The following is a 12,849-nucleotide window of genomic DNA, read 5'->3' on the forward strand; positions in this document are numbered from 1 at the left end:
CGACGCGTGCGCGTCAGACCGGCATGTTCATGATTTCCTTGTACGCGTCGACCAGCTTGTTGCGCACTTCGACCATGGTGCGCAGCGAGAGGTCGGCCTTCTGCACCGCGATCATCGTGCGACCGAGGTCCGCACCGGGATCGCCGCGCTCGAAACTCGCGGCCATGCGGCCGGCTTCCATCTGGTTGCGGCCCACGGCGGAAATGGATTGTTTGAGAACGTCGGAAAAATCGGCTTGCCCGCCGACCGGAGCCGCCTTGAACGCGGTTTCCGGCGGGCGCACCTGCGCCGTCATCTGGCGCATCTGTGAAAGCAGGTTGTTGACGTCGATCGTGCTCATCGCGGTGCGTCCTCATGACGGATTCCCGACGCGTGACGGGGTTTCGAACAGGTGACTGCAGGAGACGTGCCAGCTTCTTTAGGGATTCGGGATTCGGCAAAAACCGGAGCACCGCAAGCTCGCCGCGCAGTCAGCTCTTTCGAATCCCGAATCCCCAATCCCGAATCCCGGCCTCAAGCCGCCAGGCTGTTCTGCAACCCGTACTTGCGCAGCTTCTCCACCAGGGTGGTGCGCTGCATGTGCAGCAGGCGCGCTGCGTGCGCCACCACGCCGCCGGTGGCATCGAGGGCCTGGCGGATCAGCCCCACTTCGATGTCGGCCAGGTGATCCTTCAGGTCCAGGCCATGCTCGGGCAGGATGCGCAGCGATTCGGATACCGGCTGCACGCCGGCCTCGGCCGCCGGCAACTCGTCCTCCATCAGTGCCAGCAGGGCCGCGCCGTGCACCTCGTCGCCGACCTGCTGGTCGCGATATTTCTTCGGCAGGTCGCTGCCGCGCACCTCGCCGTGCGGGAACAGGATCGCCATGCGCTCGACCAGGTTGGAAAGCTCGCGCACGTTGCCCGGCCAGGCATGCGCGCGCAGCGCCTGCATCGCGCCGGCGCTGAAGCGCACCACGCCCAGCCCGCGGCGGGCGAGGCGCTGGTTGAATTCGCCGATCAGGATCGGCAGGTCTTCCAGCCGCTCGCGCAGCGACGGCAGCTCGAGCGGGAATACGCTGAGGCGATAGAACAGGTCTTCGCGGAAGCGGTCGCTGGCGATCGACTGCTCCAGGTTGCGGTGCGTGGCGGCAATGATGCGCACGTCGCAGCGCAGGGTCTTGCTGCCGCCAACCCGCTCGTAGGCGCGTTCCTGCAGCACGCGCAGCAGCTTCACCTGCATCGGCAGGCTCATGTCGCCGACCTCGTCGAGGAACAGCGTGCCGCCTTCGGCCATTTCGAAACGGCCCTTGCGCGCGCTGATCGCACCGGTGAAGGAACCCTTCTCGTGGCCGAACAGCTCGCTCTCCAGCAACTCCGCCGGAATCGCCCCGCAGTTGATCGCCACGAAGGGCTTGTCCCGGCGCGGCGAATGCTCGTGGATCGCACGCGCCACCATTTCCTTGCCGGTGCCCGATTCGCCCAGTACCAGCACGGTGGAATCGAATGGCGCGACCTGGCGGATCAAGCCGTTGACGCGAACCATCGGCGCCGAGTTGCCGACAAAACGCAAACCGCTGGACTGGCCGCCAAGCAGGCGCGCATAGATGTTGCGCATGGCCTCGGCCATCTTCTCGTAGCGCAACGGGAACGCGAGGGTCGCCACCCGCGCGGCAAACGGCGACGCCGGCGCGCTGAAGCGTTCGACCCAGGGCGAGTCGCTGGCCAGCAGCACCGGAACGTGCGAGGCGGCGGCGCCCAGCAGGGCCAGCTGGCGCTCCGCCTCGGCGGCATCGTCGACGCTGCCGACGTACACGGCGCGCCAGGCATGGGTGGATTCGTCCATCTCGCGGCAGGCGTTGCCATGCTGCGGCCGGTAGCCAAGGAAGTTGAGCGCCGAGAGCACGGAATCGACGCGTGTTTCGTCGGACTCGATGACCAGGAAGTCGAATTTCTGCATCGCTTTCTCCTTACCACACTGCTTTGTTTGGCGGCCCCATGCTTCCGGCGGAACCGCTTTTTCATCGATGCCGGGGTTTCCGTTGCCGGCCTGATGAACCATGAGCAATAAGGAGGCCAATTTTTCAGGCCATCGCGACGGTAAAACGTCACCTGTCGGAAAAGCGGACGCCGCCACGCCGGCGAACATGCGCCTGCGTGTCCTGTAACTGCATGAAACATGAACCGTTTACCCGATATCCACGGCGTGGCCCTGCACCCGTGCCAGGTGTGATCGGCGTCGAAGGAACCGGGAACCGGGTTGCGTAATTGCGAACTGCATCACATCCGGTCTGTGGACCAAATCGCGTCTCAACCAACCGGCTGACGCGACCCTGCCACTTTGCGTCGGTGATGGCGGAAAACCAGTCGCTCAATTGCGTCACCCAATGCATCGCCGAGCGGCGCAAAGACCACGAACACCCGGCCATCGTCGAATTGACGCTCCACCCGCGCGGCGAGTTCAAGCGGCAGGCTGCGGCAAAGGTCGAAACGGATGCGCAGCAGCAACCCGCCGCCGGCCGGCGCCAGGCCCGCGGGCAGGATCGCGCCTATCGCATTGAAGCGCAGCAGTTGCCGCGGCGGCAGCGTGCTGCCGGGCACCAGCAGGTTGTTGACGATTTCCACGAGCACGTTGAGCTTGGCGTCCATCCGCAGCACCTCCTGCATCAACGGGCTGTCGTCCTCGCCGGTATCGGCGCGGCGCTCCTCCAGCGCGGCGATGGCCGCCAGCGTGTTGGCGTTGCGGTCGGAAAGCTGCTGCAGCTGTGCCTGCGACGGCGGCCAGGCGAGCGGCTCGCAATCGGCGTGCAGGCTCTCTTCGCAGCTGACCCGTTGCTCGAAATCGTCCCAGCTGCCTGGGGTCGTACTGCCAGGAGTCATGCTGTCTGAGGTCATGGCGCGGCTCCGCGACGCGGTGATGCCGAGGCCGCCACGCCGGCGGCTTCGGGGATAAGGTCAGCAGCCGCGGCCTGTCACGGCTGGGCGTAGGCGGCGATCGCGCGGGCGCGGCCGGTTTCCCGCCGCCACTGTTCGGCTGCCGAATCCCGTGCGCCGCCGACGATCGCCTGCAGCTGGCGATCGTACGCCAGAATCTCGCCCAGCCGGGCGAGGCTGTCCGGGTCGGACGCATGCCGGCGCAGCAGCAGCGGCTCGCGCTCGACCTCCAGTTCGATCAGGCGGGACCATTCCTGCGCGCGCGCCGCGGCCAGCATGCTGCGGGTCAGCTGCAGTGCGTGTTCCAGGATGTCCGTGCTCACGCGCTGACCGCGGGCTGGGCCGCCGCAGGGGCAACCTTCACCCAGCTGTCGCGGATAGGCTGCAGCAGGTTGCTGACCTCGTCGATCAGGGCGGCATCGTCGCGCAGGTTGGCCTGCAGCAGGCGACGGCTCATGTAGTCGTACAGCGAATCCAGCCTCCCGACCAGCACCGGGTCGGCCTTGGGATCGAGGCTTCCGCGCAATCCGCCGAGGATCTCGATGCAGCGCGAGATCGCCTCGCCCTTGGCGGCGACCTCGCCACGGACCATGTGCGCACGGGCCTTCACCAGCCGCTCCAGCGCACCGTCCATCAGCAGCGTGATCAAGCCGTGCGGGTCCGCCGACTCCACGCCACCATGCGAGCGGACTTGTTGATAGGCGCCTGCGCCGTAGCCGAATGCCATGACCGTCTCCCGGAAACTTATTTCTTGTTGGCGTTGGTGAGCGCGTCGAACTGCTGCTGCAGATAAGTGCTGGTGCTGTTGAGTTTGGACATCAGCGTGTCGAGCGCGGTGAACTGCGCCTGATAGCGCGCTGTGAGGCTGTCCATGCGGGCGTTCAGCGCGGTCTGCTGGTCGCCCAGGTCCTTCAGCTCCTGGCTGATGCTGTCGGTGCGCCCGGCCAGCACGCCGCCGTCGCCGACCCATTGGGTCAGCTGCGCGCCCAGCTGGGCGGAGAAGCCGTTGTCGCCGCCGAACAGGTCGCCGACCTGCTTGCCGCCATCGCCGAGTGCGGCGGAAAGCTTGTCGTTGTCGAGCTTCAGGGTGCCGTCCACCTGCAACGAAATGCCGATCGAGGACAGCGTGGCGCCGTTGGCGCTGCCGCCGATGATCCGCGACAAGGTGCTGTTGATGCCGTTGAGCGTGGCGTCGCCGATCATCGCGCCGGCGGTCTTGCTGGTGGCATCGTACTTGGTCAGGTTCTGATAGATGCCGACGAAGCTGTTGTAGGTGCTGACCAGGTTGGTCAGCGCGCTGGTGGCCTTGGACGGGTCATCGGCCACGCTCACCGTGCTGATGCCCAGCGTGGACAGGTTGAGGGTGAGTCCGTCGATGGCCGTGCTGACGCTGTTGCCGGCGCTGTTCGCGGCCAGGCCGTCGATGGTGTAGAGCGCGTCGCTGGCCGCGTTGATCACGCTCAGGCCGTTGCCGCTGGAAGCCGCCGGATCATAGTTGAGCGCCGCGAGGCCGCCGTCGCCACCGCTGCTCGACACCTTGAAGCCGTTGGCTGCGCCGGTGCGGGTGCCGCTCAGCACCAGGTGCGCGCCGTCGGTGCCGTTGACGATGGTGGCGCTGACGCCGGGGTTGTCGCTGGCCTTGTTGATCGCGTCGCGGATCGATGCCAGCGAACCATTGCTGCCATCGATGGAAAGATTCATGGCCTGGCCTCCCACCGTGATGGTGAGGGTACCCGTGCCGACCTGGGTGCTGCTGTCGGTGAACGCGCCGGACGACGCCTTGAGGGCGCTGGCCAGCTGGGTCACTTCGATCTTGTAGTTGCCGGCCACGGCATTGCCGGTGGCGGTGGCGTTGAGTACATCGGTATCGCTGCTGGTGACGTTGTGCGCGCTGAACGCGCTGCCGTCGCTGATCGAGGCCATGGCCGACTGCAGCGCGGAGAGCGCGGCGTTGATCTGGCCCAGGGCCGAAAGCTGGGTGTTGGCGGAAGCGGCCTGGCTGGTGATCTGGTTTTGCTGGGGAGCCTTCCTGGCCGCCACCAGCTGGCTGACCAGGGTGGCCACATCGAGGCCCGATCCGACGCCCATCGAGGTCAACAGGCCCGTGGTGGGTGTCGTGGAATTGACGGTAATCGCCATGATCGGGCTTTCCTGGTTTCAGTGGAACGGCCGCGGACATCCGCGGCCGTTCCGGTGACAAGTTACTGCAGCAGCTTGAGCACGCTCTGGGTCGAAGCGTTGGCCTGCGCCAGCACCGAGACGCCGGCCTGCTGCAGGATGTTCGCGCTGGACATGTTCGCGGTCTCGGCAGCGAAATCGGCATCCTGGATCTGGCTGCGCGACGAGCTGAGGTTCTGCGAGATGGTCTGCAGGTTGGCGATGGTGGAGTCGAAACGGTTCTGCACCGCGCCGAGGTCGCTGCGCATGGAGCTGATGGTGCCCAAGGCGGCATCGATGCGGCTGATGGTGTCGTTCGCGCCACTGACCGTCTTGACGTTGCTCGAGGCCAGGTCGCCGCCGATGGCGATGGCCGTGGCGCCGGCGCCGCTGAAGCCCAGGTTGCCCGCGCCCGCAGCGGCCTTGGCGCCGTTCACGGTCAGCGCAGCCTGCGCGTTCAGATGCATCTCCTTGCTGCCGCTGTCGTAGTAGGCGGAGACACCGGCAATGCCCTTGCTGTTGATCGCATCGACCAGGCTCTGGGCATCCTTGTAGCTGCCTGCCATGTCGGTGCCGTCGATGGTCAGGTCGCCGGCGGCGAGGGTCAGGTTGGCGGGAGTACCCGCCACGGCGTCGGCACCGGCAACGTTGCTGTTGACGAAGGCCGCATCGGCGCCGCCGATGGTCATCGCGCTGCTGGCGCCGGTGGCCGTGGTGGTGATGGTGAAGCCGTTGGCACCGCTGGCGGCGACCGTGTACTTGCCCGCTGCCGCCGCGTTCAACTGCCCCTGTACCGCAGTGACCATCGCAGCCTGGGTGCCGTAGGCGGCGTTCAGGCTGACCGCGTTGCCGTCGACCGTGAATGCCTTGCTGGTCGTGCTGTAGTCGAAGCCGGCCACGCCGTTCACCGTAGCCACCGACGCGGTCGCCGCGCTGGCGCCGGACAGGAACAGGCTGCTGATGTCGCCGGTCGCCGAGGTGGCCATCTGGCCGACCTGCTTGGCACCCGCGCCCTGGCTCAGGTTCACCGAGATCGTCTCGCCGACGTTGGCGCCGATCTGGAACGCGGCGCTGCCGAAGGTGCCGTCAAGCACGTGGCGGCCGTTGAACGTGGTCTGCTGCGAGATGCGGGTGATTTCCGACAGACGCTGCTGCACTTCGGCGTCCAGCGCGGCGCGGTCGCTGTCGGAGTTGGTGGCGTTGGCCGACTGCACCGCCAGCGTGCGGATACGCTGCATGTTGTTGGTCACCTCGTTCAACGCCGACTCGGTGGTCTGCGCCAGCGAGATACCGTCGTTGGCGTTGCTGACGGCCTGGTTGAGGCCGTTGATCTGGGTGGTGAAGCGGGTGGAAATGGCGAGGCCGGCGGCATCGTCCTTGGCGCTGTTGATGCGCATGCCAGAGGAGAGGCGCGAGATCGCGGTGGCCAGCTTGCTCTGTGACGTCGCCAGGTTCTTCTGGGCATTCAGCGAGCTGATGTTGGTGATGACACTCATGACCATGGGAATTCTCCGAATCGGGGTGGTGTGCCGATGTGAGTCGGCTCAGACAATCCGGCGGGGATTCACCATTGAATGCATCCGCCTTGTGAACTGTTTCGACCCCCACCACCGAAACTTGAGTCTTGTCAACGCAAATAATCGAACAATTTTGAACCCTGGATCTTGGTGAACGTCTGCTGCGCCGCCTGCAGCGCCGTGGTCTGCGCACCGAGCTGGCTGATCGCGTCGTAGTAGTTCAGATCCTGCACGTCCGACAGCGCGCTCTTGTACTGCAGGGCCAGGTCGTCGTTGAGCCCGCTCTGCTGATCGAGCGCGTTCATGCGCGCGCCGACCATGCCGCGCGTGCGCGTGATCATGTCGATCGCCTGGTCGAGATTCGCGAACTGCGTGTTGATGCTGTTCTGCATGTCGGCGCCGCCGCCGTTGGGCTGGCGCAGCGTGTTGATGATGTTGTCGAGCGTGGTGAACACGTCCTGTTTGGCCGAGGCGCCCAGCGAGAAGGTGTCGCCTGCGTCGGGCACGCCGCTGAACGCCACCTGCGCGCCACGGAAGGTGATGCTGCCGCCGCTGGTTGCGCCGTAGCCGCCGCTGTCCAGCACCGTGCCGGTGCCGTCGCGCACTTCATACGCATCGGCGGCGGTGAACACGATGCTGTAGTCGCCGCCATCCCATGCCGAAGGGTTCGCGTTGGGATCGCTGACGCTGCTGGCACCGGCCACCGCGCTGCCCGTATTCGCCGCGCCGGCGCTGACCGCGAACTTGCCGTTTCCGGTGGGAATGTCGGCGAACACCGCACTGCCCGGATCGCCGGTGGCCACCTGCAGGCCGGGCCCGGCGGCGACCATGCGCTGGCCGTCGTCGCCCAGGTAGCTCACGCCGTTCTGCGAGGCGAACGGCGCCGTGCCGGTGCGGTTGCCCGCGAAGATGTAGTCGCCCTGGCCGTCCTTGCTGTTGGCCTGGCCGAGCAACTGCTGGCGCAGCTGCACCATCTCGGCGGCGATGTCGCCGCGGGTGTCGTCGGTCTGCGAGCCGTTGGCGGCCTGCAGCAGCAGCGTGCGCACGCGGCCCAGCACGCCGCTGACGTTGGACAGGGTCTGGTCTTCCAGGCCCAGCCGCGCGTTGGCCGTGGTGATGTTGCGCTGGTACTGCGCGACGTCCGCGGTCAGATGCGACAGATCCAGCGCGCGTGCCGCGCCCACCGGATCGTCGGACGGCTGGTTGATGCGCTTGCCGGTGCTCAACTGGATGTTGAGGTCGGACAGGTCGCTCTGCCGGTCCATCATGCTGCCGACGGACTGCTGCTGCATCCAGCTGGTGGAGACTCGCATGGCTTACCCCCTCACGGCGCTGAGCAGCGCGCCGAAGATATTGTTGGCGGTGCTGATGACCTGCGCGGAAGCCTGATACGCCTGCTGGTAACGCAACAGGTTGGCGGCCTCCTCGTCCAGGTTCACGCCGGACACGCTCTGCTGCGAACTCATCGCCTGGTGGTACACCGCGGTCTGCGTGGTCAGGTCGTCGCTGGCCAGCGCACCGGCGCTGCCGACCTGGCTGACCAGCTGGCTGTAAGCGCGGCCCGCGCTGGTGACGCCGCCATCAAGCACGCCGAGATTGGCGACCTTGCCCAGCATCAACGCATTGCTGTTGTCGCCCTGCGCATTGCTGTTGGCCTGCACGCCGAAGCTGTCGCCGGCCTGCGGTGCGCCGCTGAGCTGCATGCTCCAGCCGTTGTGGACGATCGGCTGGCCCGGGGTGAAGGCCTGCGCCGGGCCGCCGTCGATGCTGTAGCTGGTGGCCGAGGCGAACACGACGGAACTGCTGTTGAACAGGTTGGCGTCGCTGCCGTCGCTGATGCTGACGCCGGGCGCCGCCGTGCCGGTGTTGCCGGCCGCGGCGGTGGCCTTCAGCGGCGCGGCGGCGGCGATCTTGTCGGGGTCGTCGATCGCCACCGAAAAACTCGCGGCGGCGTTGCGGCTGGGCTGCACGCGGAAACTGTCGCCGGCACTGGCGCCGCCGCCCACCACCAGGCTCAGCCCGGCAGCGACGAACGGATCGGCGCTGGTGCCGCTGCCGCTGAGCGCGACGCTGCTGCCGTTGGTGTCGCGCAGGCTCCAGTTGCTGCCGTCGTAGCTCAGCACATAGTCCTTGCCGGTCAGCGCGCCGATGTCGCCGATGCTCGCGTCCAGCGTGCCGCTGCCGCTGTTGGTGCTGGCCGCCTGCACAGTCGGGCCGGCGACATCGAAGAACGTGCCGCCGATCTTGCCCTGCAGGTCCGCGCCCTGCGCATGTTGCGCATTGAAGGCGCTGGCCAGCGCCTGCGCGGTGCGCCCCAGCTGGTTCTGCGCGGGATCCAGCACGTTGCTGCGGAAATCCAGCAGCGCGCCCAGGGTGCCGCCGCCGATGCGACCGCTGAGCACGTTGCCCGAGGCCGCGCCGACCACTTCCTGGCGGGTGGCGTCGTACATGTTGGGCGCGGCACCCAGCGCATGCGCCTCGGTACCGGTGACCAGCGCCTGGCCGTTGCCCACGAACACGCTGATGGTGTTGTCGTTCTGCGGCACCACGCTGATGCCGACCTGGCCGGCCAGCTTCTTCACCAGCGCATCGCGCTGGTCGAGCAGGTCGGCCGGCGGCGTGCCGTCGGTGGCCTGCGAGGAGCGGATCAGCCCGTTCAATTTGGCGATCGACCGGCTGTCGCTGTTGATCGAATCGACGGCGTCGCCGATCTGCTGCTGCACCTGGCCGGAAAGCTGGTTGAACTGGCCGGACAGCGCCCGGAACGTGCTGGCGAGTCCGCCGGCCCGGGCCAGCAGCACCTGGCGCGAAGCCGCATCCGACGGCGCGTTGGCCATGTCCTGCACGGCGCCGAAAAAACTGTCCAGCGAAGTCTGCAGGTTGCTGCTGCCGGAAAGCTGGTTGTTGAGCTGGCCGGTGAGGCTGGCCATGGCGCTGGCGCGCCCCTGTCCGGAGCTGGCCGACCACAGCGAGCTGTTCAGGAACTGGCTGTACGCACGCTGCACCGCCACGGTATTGACGCCCGTGCCGACGTAGTAATTGCCCTGCCCTTCCGGCAGCCGGGCGCCGAACGACACCAGCTGGCGGCTGTAGCCGTCGGTGTTCGCGTTGGCCACGTTGTGGCTTACCGTACTGAGCCCGATCTGCGCGGCAAGCAGCCCGGACACGCCGGTCGAAAGCATGTCAGCCATGGAACATCCTCAACGCATGGAGCACCGCCGGAACGGCACGGCACGTGACAACGGTAACGGCCGGACGGGTGTTCACTTGAGCTCGCCCGACAGCCGGAGTGCCGCCAGCGCCTCGCGCATCTGCGGGCTGTTGGCGATTGCGGTGATCTTGGCGACGTACGACGGGTCGGTCGCGTAGCCTCCGTTCACCAGTGCGCGCGCGAAGCCGGCGACGTTCTCGCCCTGGCCCAGCGCCTGCGCATAGCGCGGGCTGTCGGCCAGCAGGCTGGCGTAGTCGGCGAACGATTCGGACGGCGAGTCGTAGGCGCGGAACTGGTCGCGCCGGCGCACCGCCACGCCGTTCTCGTACTCCAGCGTAGGCACGCTGACCTTGTCGCCGTCCCAGCTGCTGCCGGCCTTGATGCCGAACAGGTTGTTGCTGCTGCTGCCGTCGCCATGGCTGGGCAGGTGCTTGCCCCAGCCGGTTTCCAGCGCCGCCTGCGCCAGCAGCGCGCGCACCGATACGCCAAGTTTTTTCGCGGCCAGCTCGGCGTGCGGCGCGAGCGCGCGGACGAAGCCCACCGGGTCGCCGCCCGGCAGCAGCTTCGCCGCGGTGCCGGCCACATCCAGTGCGCCCTGCGCCATGCGGTCCAGCGCCTGGCGCCACGCCGAGCCGGCATCGGCGGTCGAGGGCATCGCCATGATGCCGTTGCTGCCGGCCGTGCCGTCGGCACCGTCCGCCGCACCGCCGTCGGCACCCAGTTGCAGCAGGGCGCGCACGTTGGCGTTGGTCACGTCGGCGACGGGCGCCGGCAACGGGCCATGGACGTCGGCGGCGGCCGCATCCGGCTTGCCGCCGAGCTGGCGCACCAGCATCTTCGCGATGCCGAGGCCGTTGCGGCCGTTGGCCAGGCTCAGCGACAGCTGCTGGTCGAACATGTCGCGGTACGAATTGACCTGCTCGCTGCCGGCGATGTCGCTGCCCATGCTGGCGTTGGCGTCGCGCATCGACTTCAGCATCATCTGGGTGAAGATCGCCTCGAACTGCCTGGCCACGGCCGGCAGCGCGCTCTTGCCGCCGTCGCTGCGCGCCTGCGCGCGCAACTGCTGGAACCCGGACAGTTCGGTCCAGGTATCGAGCGCGGGCGATGTGCTGTTGATCGGCGTCATGATCCCGTCACCTGGCTCAGATCACCACGAGGTCCGCATGCAGCGCGCCAGCCTGCTTCAGCGCCTGCAGGATCGAAATCAGGTCGCTCGGCGTGGCGCCGACCTGGTTCACCGCGCGCACGATGGCGTCGAGACTCACGCCGGGGCCGAACTTGAACATGTGCGCGCCCTCTTCGCTGACCTGCACGCTGCTGCTCGGCACGATCGCGGTCTGCCCCTGGCTGAACGGCGCCGGCTGGCTGACCTGCGCCTGCTCGCCGATGGTGACCTGGATCGCGCCGTGCGCCACCGCGGCGGCGCTGACGCGCACGTCCGAACCGATCACCACGGTGCCGGTGCGCGAGTTCACCACGATCCGCGCCGGGGCATCGCCCGGCTGCACGTCGAGGTTCTGGATCGCGCCAAGCCACGCCACTTTCTGCGACGGGTCCTGCGGCCCGCGCACGGAAACCGAACCGCCGTCGAGCGGCTGCGCGGTGCCCGCGCCGTAGGCCCGGTTGATCGCCGTGGCGATGCGGGTCGCCGTGGTGAAGTCGGCCGTGTTGAGGTTCAGCATCAGGTCGCCGCCACTGGCGAACGACGAAGCCACCACGCGTTCCACCGAGGCGCCGTTGGGAATGCGCCCGCTGGCGGAAATGTTCACCTGCACGCTGGAGCCGCTCTTGCCCTGCGCACTGATGCCGCCGACCACCACGCTGCCCTGCGCCACCGCGTAGACGTTGCCGTCCGCGCCGCGCAGCGGCGCCATCAGCAACTGGCCGCCGCGAATGCTCTTGGCGTTGCCGATCGAGGCGACGGTGACGTCGATGGTCTGGCCCGGCTTGGCGAACGGCGGCAGATCCGCCGTCACCATCACCGCCGCGGCGTTCTTCAGCTGCGGCCGCGCGCTGGCCGGCACGGTGATGCCGAACTGCTGCAGCATGTTCTCCAGGCTCTGCGTGGTGAACGGCGCCTGCGTGGTCTGGTCGCCCGAGCCGTCCAGGCCCACCACCAGGCCGTAGCCGATCAGCTGGTTGCTGCGCACGCCGGCCACCTGCACCAGGTCGCGGATCTTGTCGGCGTGGGCGGGAGCGATGAATCCCAGCAGAAGTACGAGGGTCGCCACGCACAGGCTCCTCCCCCTGCACGCAGGGGGAGGCTGGGAGGGGGTAAAGCTTGTGATCTTCCAGCGAAGAGCACCCCACCCCAACCCTCCCCTGCAAGCAGGGGAGGGAGTAAGAGCACGCGGCATGGCATTCATCAGAACGGCATCCACTTGGAATTGAAGAAGCGCGACAGCCAGCCGCGCGTGTTCGCGTCGGCCAGGGTGCCGCGGCCGGTGTAGCTGATCCGCGCGTCGGCGACGCGGGTGGACGGCACCACGTTGTCCTGGCCGATGTCCTGCGGGCGCACGATGCCGGAGATGCGCACCAGCTCCTGGCCCTGGTTGATGGTCAGCCACTTTTCGCCGCGCACCAGCAGGTTGCCGTTGGTGAGGCGCTGCGCCACGGTGACGGTGATCTGCCCGACGAGTTGGTTGCTCTGCGTGCTGGAGCCGGCACCGTCGAAGCTGCGCTCGCCGTCCAGCCCGATGTTCGCCACCTTGCCGCCGATCGACAGGTTCTGGCCGAGCACGGTGGGCGAGGCGATGTTGGCCTTGTCGGTCTTGCTGGTGCTGGTGGTGGCCTTCTTGCTGGCCTGGGTGCTCTCCACCAGCGCCACGGTGAGGATGTCGCCGACGCGGTGCGCGCGCGGGTCGGCGAACAGCTCCATGTTCTGCTCATCGTGGTAGATCGAGCCGTCGGCCTGCGCCGGCGCGATCTGCTGCGCGGGCGGCGGCGTCGGCGCCCATTCGGCATCGTCGTGCGCGCGCGGGCCGCTGGCGCAGCCGGCCAGCAGCGCGAGTGCACACAGCAGCAGCGAAAAACGGCAGCGATCAAACAT

At 67.7% G+C, this 12,849-nt stretch carries 12 protein-coding genes; all 12 read right to left on the reverse strand.

Annotated elements, in window-relative coordinates; genetic code table 11:
• Window positions 1-13 precede the first annotated feature (13 nt).
• The 12 genes from fliE to flgH all read right to left on the reverse strand — a co-directional run bounded on the left by fliE (window position 14) and on the right by flgH (window position 12,849).
• A complete protein-coding gene (gene fliE / locus KK131_RS14600) occupies window positions 14-340 on the reverse strand; it encodes a flagellar hook-basal body complex protein FliE (protein WP_214557465.1) in 327 nt (108 codons plus the stop codon).
• Window positions 341-513: 173 nt separating this feature from the next.
• Window positions 514-1,938, reverse strand: coding sequence for a sigma-54 dependent transcriptional regulator (locus KK131_RS14605; protein WP_214557466.1), 1,425 nt, complete (start codon window positions 1,936-1,938; stop codon window positions 514-516).
• A gap of 350 nt (window positions 1,939-2,288) precedes the next feature.
• Window positions 2,289-2,873 carry a PilZ domain-containing protein gene (locus KK131_RS14610; RefSeq protein ID WP_214557467.1) on the reverse strand — a complete coding sequence of 195 codons (585 nt, stop codon included), beginning with the start codon at window positions 2,871-2,873 and terminating at the stop codon, window positions 2,289-2,291.
• 77 nt (window positions 2,874-2,950) lie between these two features.
• Window positions 2,951-3,235 carry a flagellar protein FliT gene (locus tag KK131_RS14615; protein ID WP_345777261.1) on the reverse strand — a complete coding sequence of 95 codons (285 nt, stop codon included), beginning with the start codon at window positions 3,233-3,235 and terminating at the stop codon, window positions 2,951-2,953.
• Entirely contained in the window at window positions 3,232-3,639 is a 408-nt protein-coding gene (fliS, locus tag KK131_RS14620) for a flagellar export chaperone FliS (RefSeq protein ID WP_214557468.1), read from the reverse strand. The genes KK131_RS14615 and fliS overlap by 4 nt, the downstream gene beginning before the upstream one ends.
• A 17-nt stretch (window positions 3,640-3,656) precedes the next feature.
• Window positions 3,657-5,051, reverse strand: a complete 1,395-nt coding sequence (gene fliD, locus KK131_RS14625; RefSeq protein ID WP_214557469.1) for a flagellar filament capping protein FliD — start codon at window positions 5,049-5,051, stop codon at window positions 3,657-3,659.
• 62 nt (window positions 5,052-5,113) lie between these two features.
• Window positions 5,114-6,571, reverse strand: a complete 1,458-nt coding sequence (locus KK131_RS14630; protein ID WP_214557470.1) for a flagellin — start codon at window positions 6,569-6,571, stop codon at window positions 5,114-5,116.
• Window positions 6,572-6,696: 125 nt separating this feature from the next.
• On the reverse strand, window positions 6,697-7,899 hold the full coding sequence (gene flgL / locus KK131_RS14635; RefSeq protein ID WP_214557471.1) for a flagellar hook-associated protein FlgL: 1,203 nt from the start codon (window positions 7,897-7,899) through the stop codon (window positions 6,697-6,699).
• Between the two features lie 3 nt (window positions 7,900-7,902).
• On the reverse strand, window positions 7,903-9,777 hold the full coding sequence (gene flgK, locus KK131_RS14640) for a flagellar hook-associated protein FlgK (RefSeq protein WP_214557472.1): 1,875 nt from the start codon (window positions 9,775-9,777) through the stop codon (window positions 7,903-7,905).
• 72 nt (window positions 9,778-9,849) lie between these two features.
• Window positions 9,850-10,926 carry a flagellar assembly peptidoglycan hydrolase FlgJ gene (gene flgJ, locus KK131_RS14645; RefSeq protein WP_214557473.1) on the reverse strand — a complete coding sequence of 359 codons (1,077 nt, stop codon included), beginning with the start codon at window positions 10,924-10,926 and terminating at the stop codon, window positions 9,850-9,852.
• Window positions 10,927-10,942: 16 nt separating this feature from the next.
• Window positions 10,943-12,166, reverse strand: a complete 1,224-nt coding sequence (locus tag KK131_RS14650) for a flagellar basal body P-ring protein FlgI (RefSeq protein WP_250887314.1) — start codon at window positions 12,164-12,166, stop codon at window positions 10,943-10,945.
• Window positions 12,166-12,849 carry a flagellar basal body L-ring protein FlgH gene (gene flgH / locus KK131_RS14655; protein WP_214557474.1) on the reverse strand — a complete coding sequence of 228 codons (684 nt, stop codon included), beginning with the start codon at window positions 12,847-12,849 and terminating at the stop codon, window positions 12,166-12,168. Before flgH ends, KK131_RS14650 begins: the two co-directional genes overlap by 1 nt.

The sequence above is a fragment of the Rhodanobacter sp. LX-99 genome (genome assembly GCF_018599185.1).
Lineage (GTDB): Bacteria > Pseudomonadota > Gammaproteobacteria > Xanthomonadales > Rhodanobacteraceae > Rhodanobacter.

Bases quoted from the DNA above. Each gene is read 5' to 3' on its own strand.
- flgH (WP_214557474.1), bottom strand. From the start codon at position 12,849: ATGTTTGATCGCTGCCGTTTTTCGCTGCTGCTGTGTGCACTCGCGCTG.
- fliS (WP_214557468.1), bottom strand. From the start codon at position 3,639: ATGGCATTCGGCTACGGCGCAGGCGCCTATCAACAAGTCCGCTCGCAT.
- flgJ (WP_214557473.1), bottom strand. From the start codon at position 10,926: ATGACGCCGATCAACAGCACATCGCCCGCGCTCGATACCTGGACCGAA.
- KK131_RS14610 (WP_214557467.1), bottom strand. From the start codon at position 2,873: ATGACCTCAGACAGCATGACTCCTGGCAGTACGACCCCAGGCAGCTGG.
- KK131_RS14650 (WP_250887314.1), bottom strand. From the start codon at position 12,166: ATGAATGCCATGCCGCGTGCTCTTACTCCCTCCCCTGCTTGCAGGGGA.
- fliE (WP_214557465.1), bottom strand. From the start codon at position 340: ATGAGCACGATCGACGTCAACAACCTGCTTTCACAGATGCGCCAGATG.
- flgL (WP_214557471.1), bottom strand. From the start codon at position 7,899: ATGCGAGTCTCCACCAGCTGGATGCAGCAGCAGTCCGTCGGCAGCATG.
- fliD (WP_214557469.1), bottom strand. From the start codon at position 5,051: ATGGCGATTACCGTCAATTCCACGACACCCACCACGGGCCTGTTGACC.
- KK131_RS14630 (WP_214557470.1), bottom strand. From the start codon at position 6,571: ATGGTCATGAGTGTCATCACCAACATCAGCTCGCTGAATGCCCAGAAG.
- KK131_RS14605 (WP_214557466.1), bottom strand. From the start codon at position 1,938: ATGCAGAAATTCGACTTCCTGGTCATCGAGTCCGACGAAACACGCGTC.
- flgK (WP_214557472.1), bottom strand. From the start codon at position 9,777: ATGGCTGACATGCTTTCGACCGGCGTGTCCGGGCTGCTTGCCGCGCAG.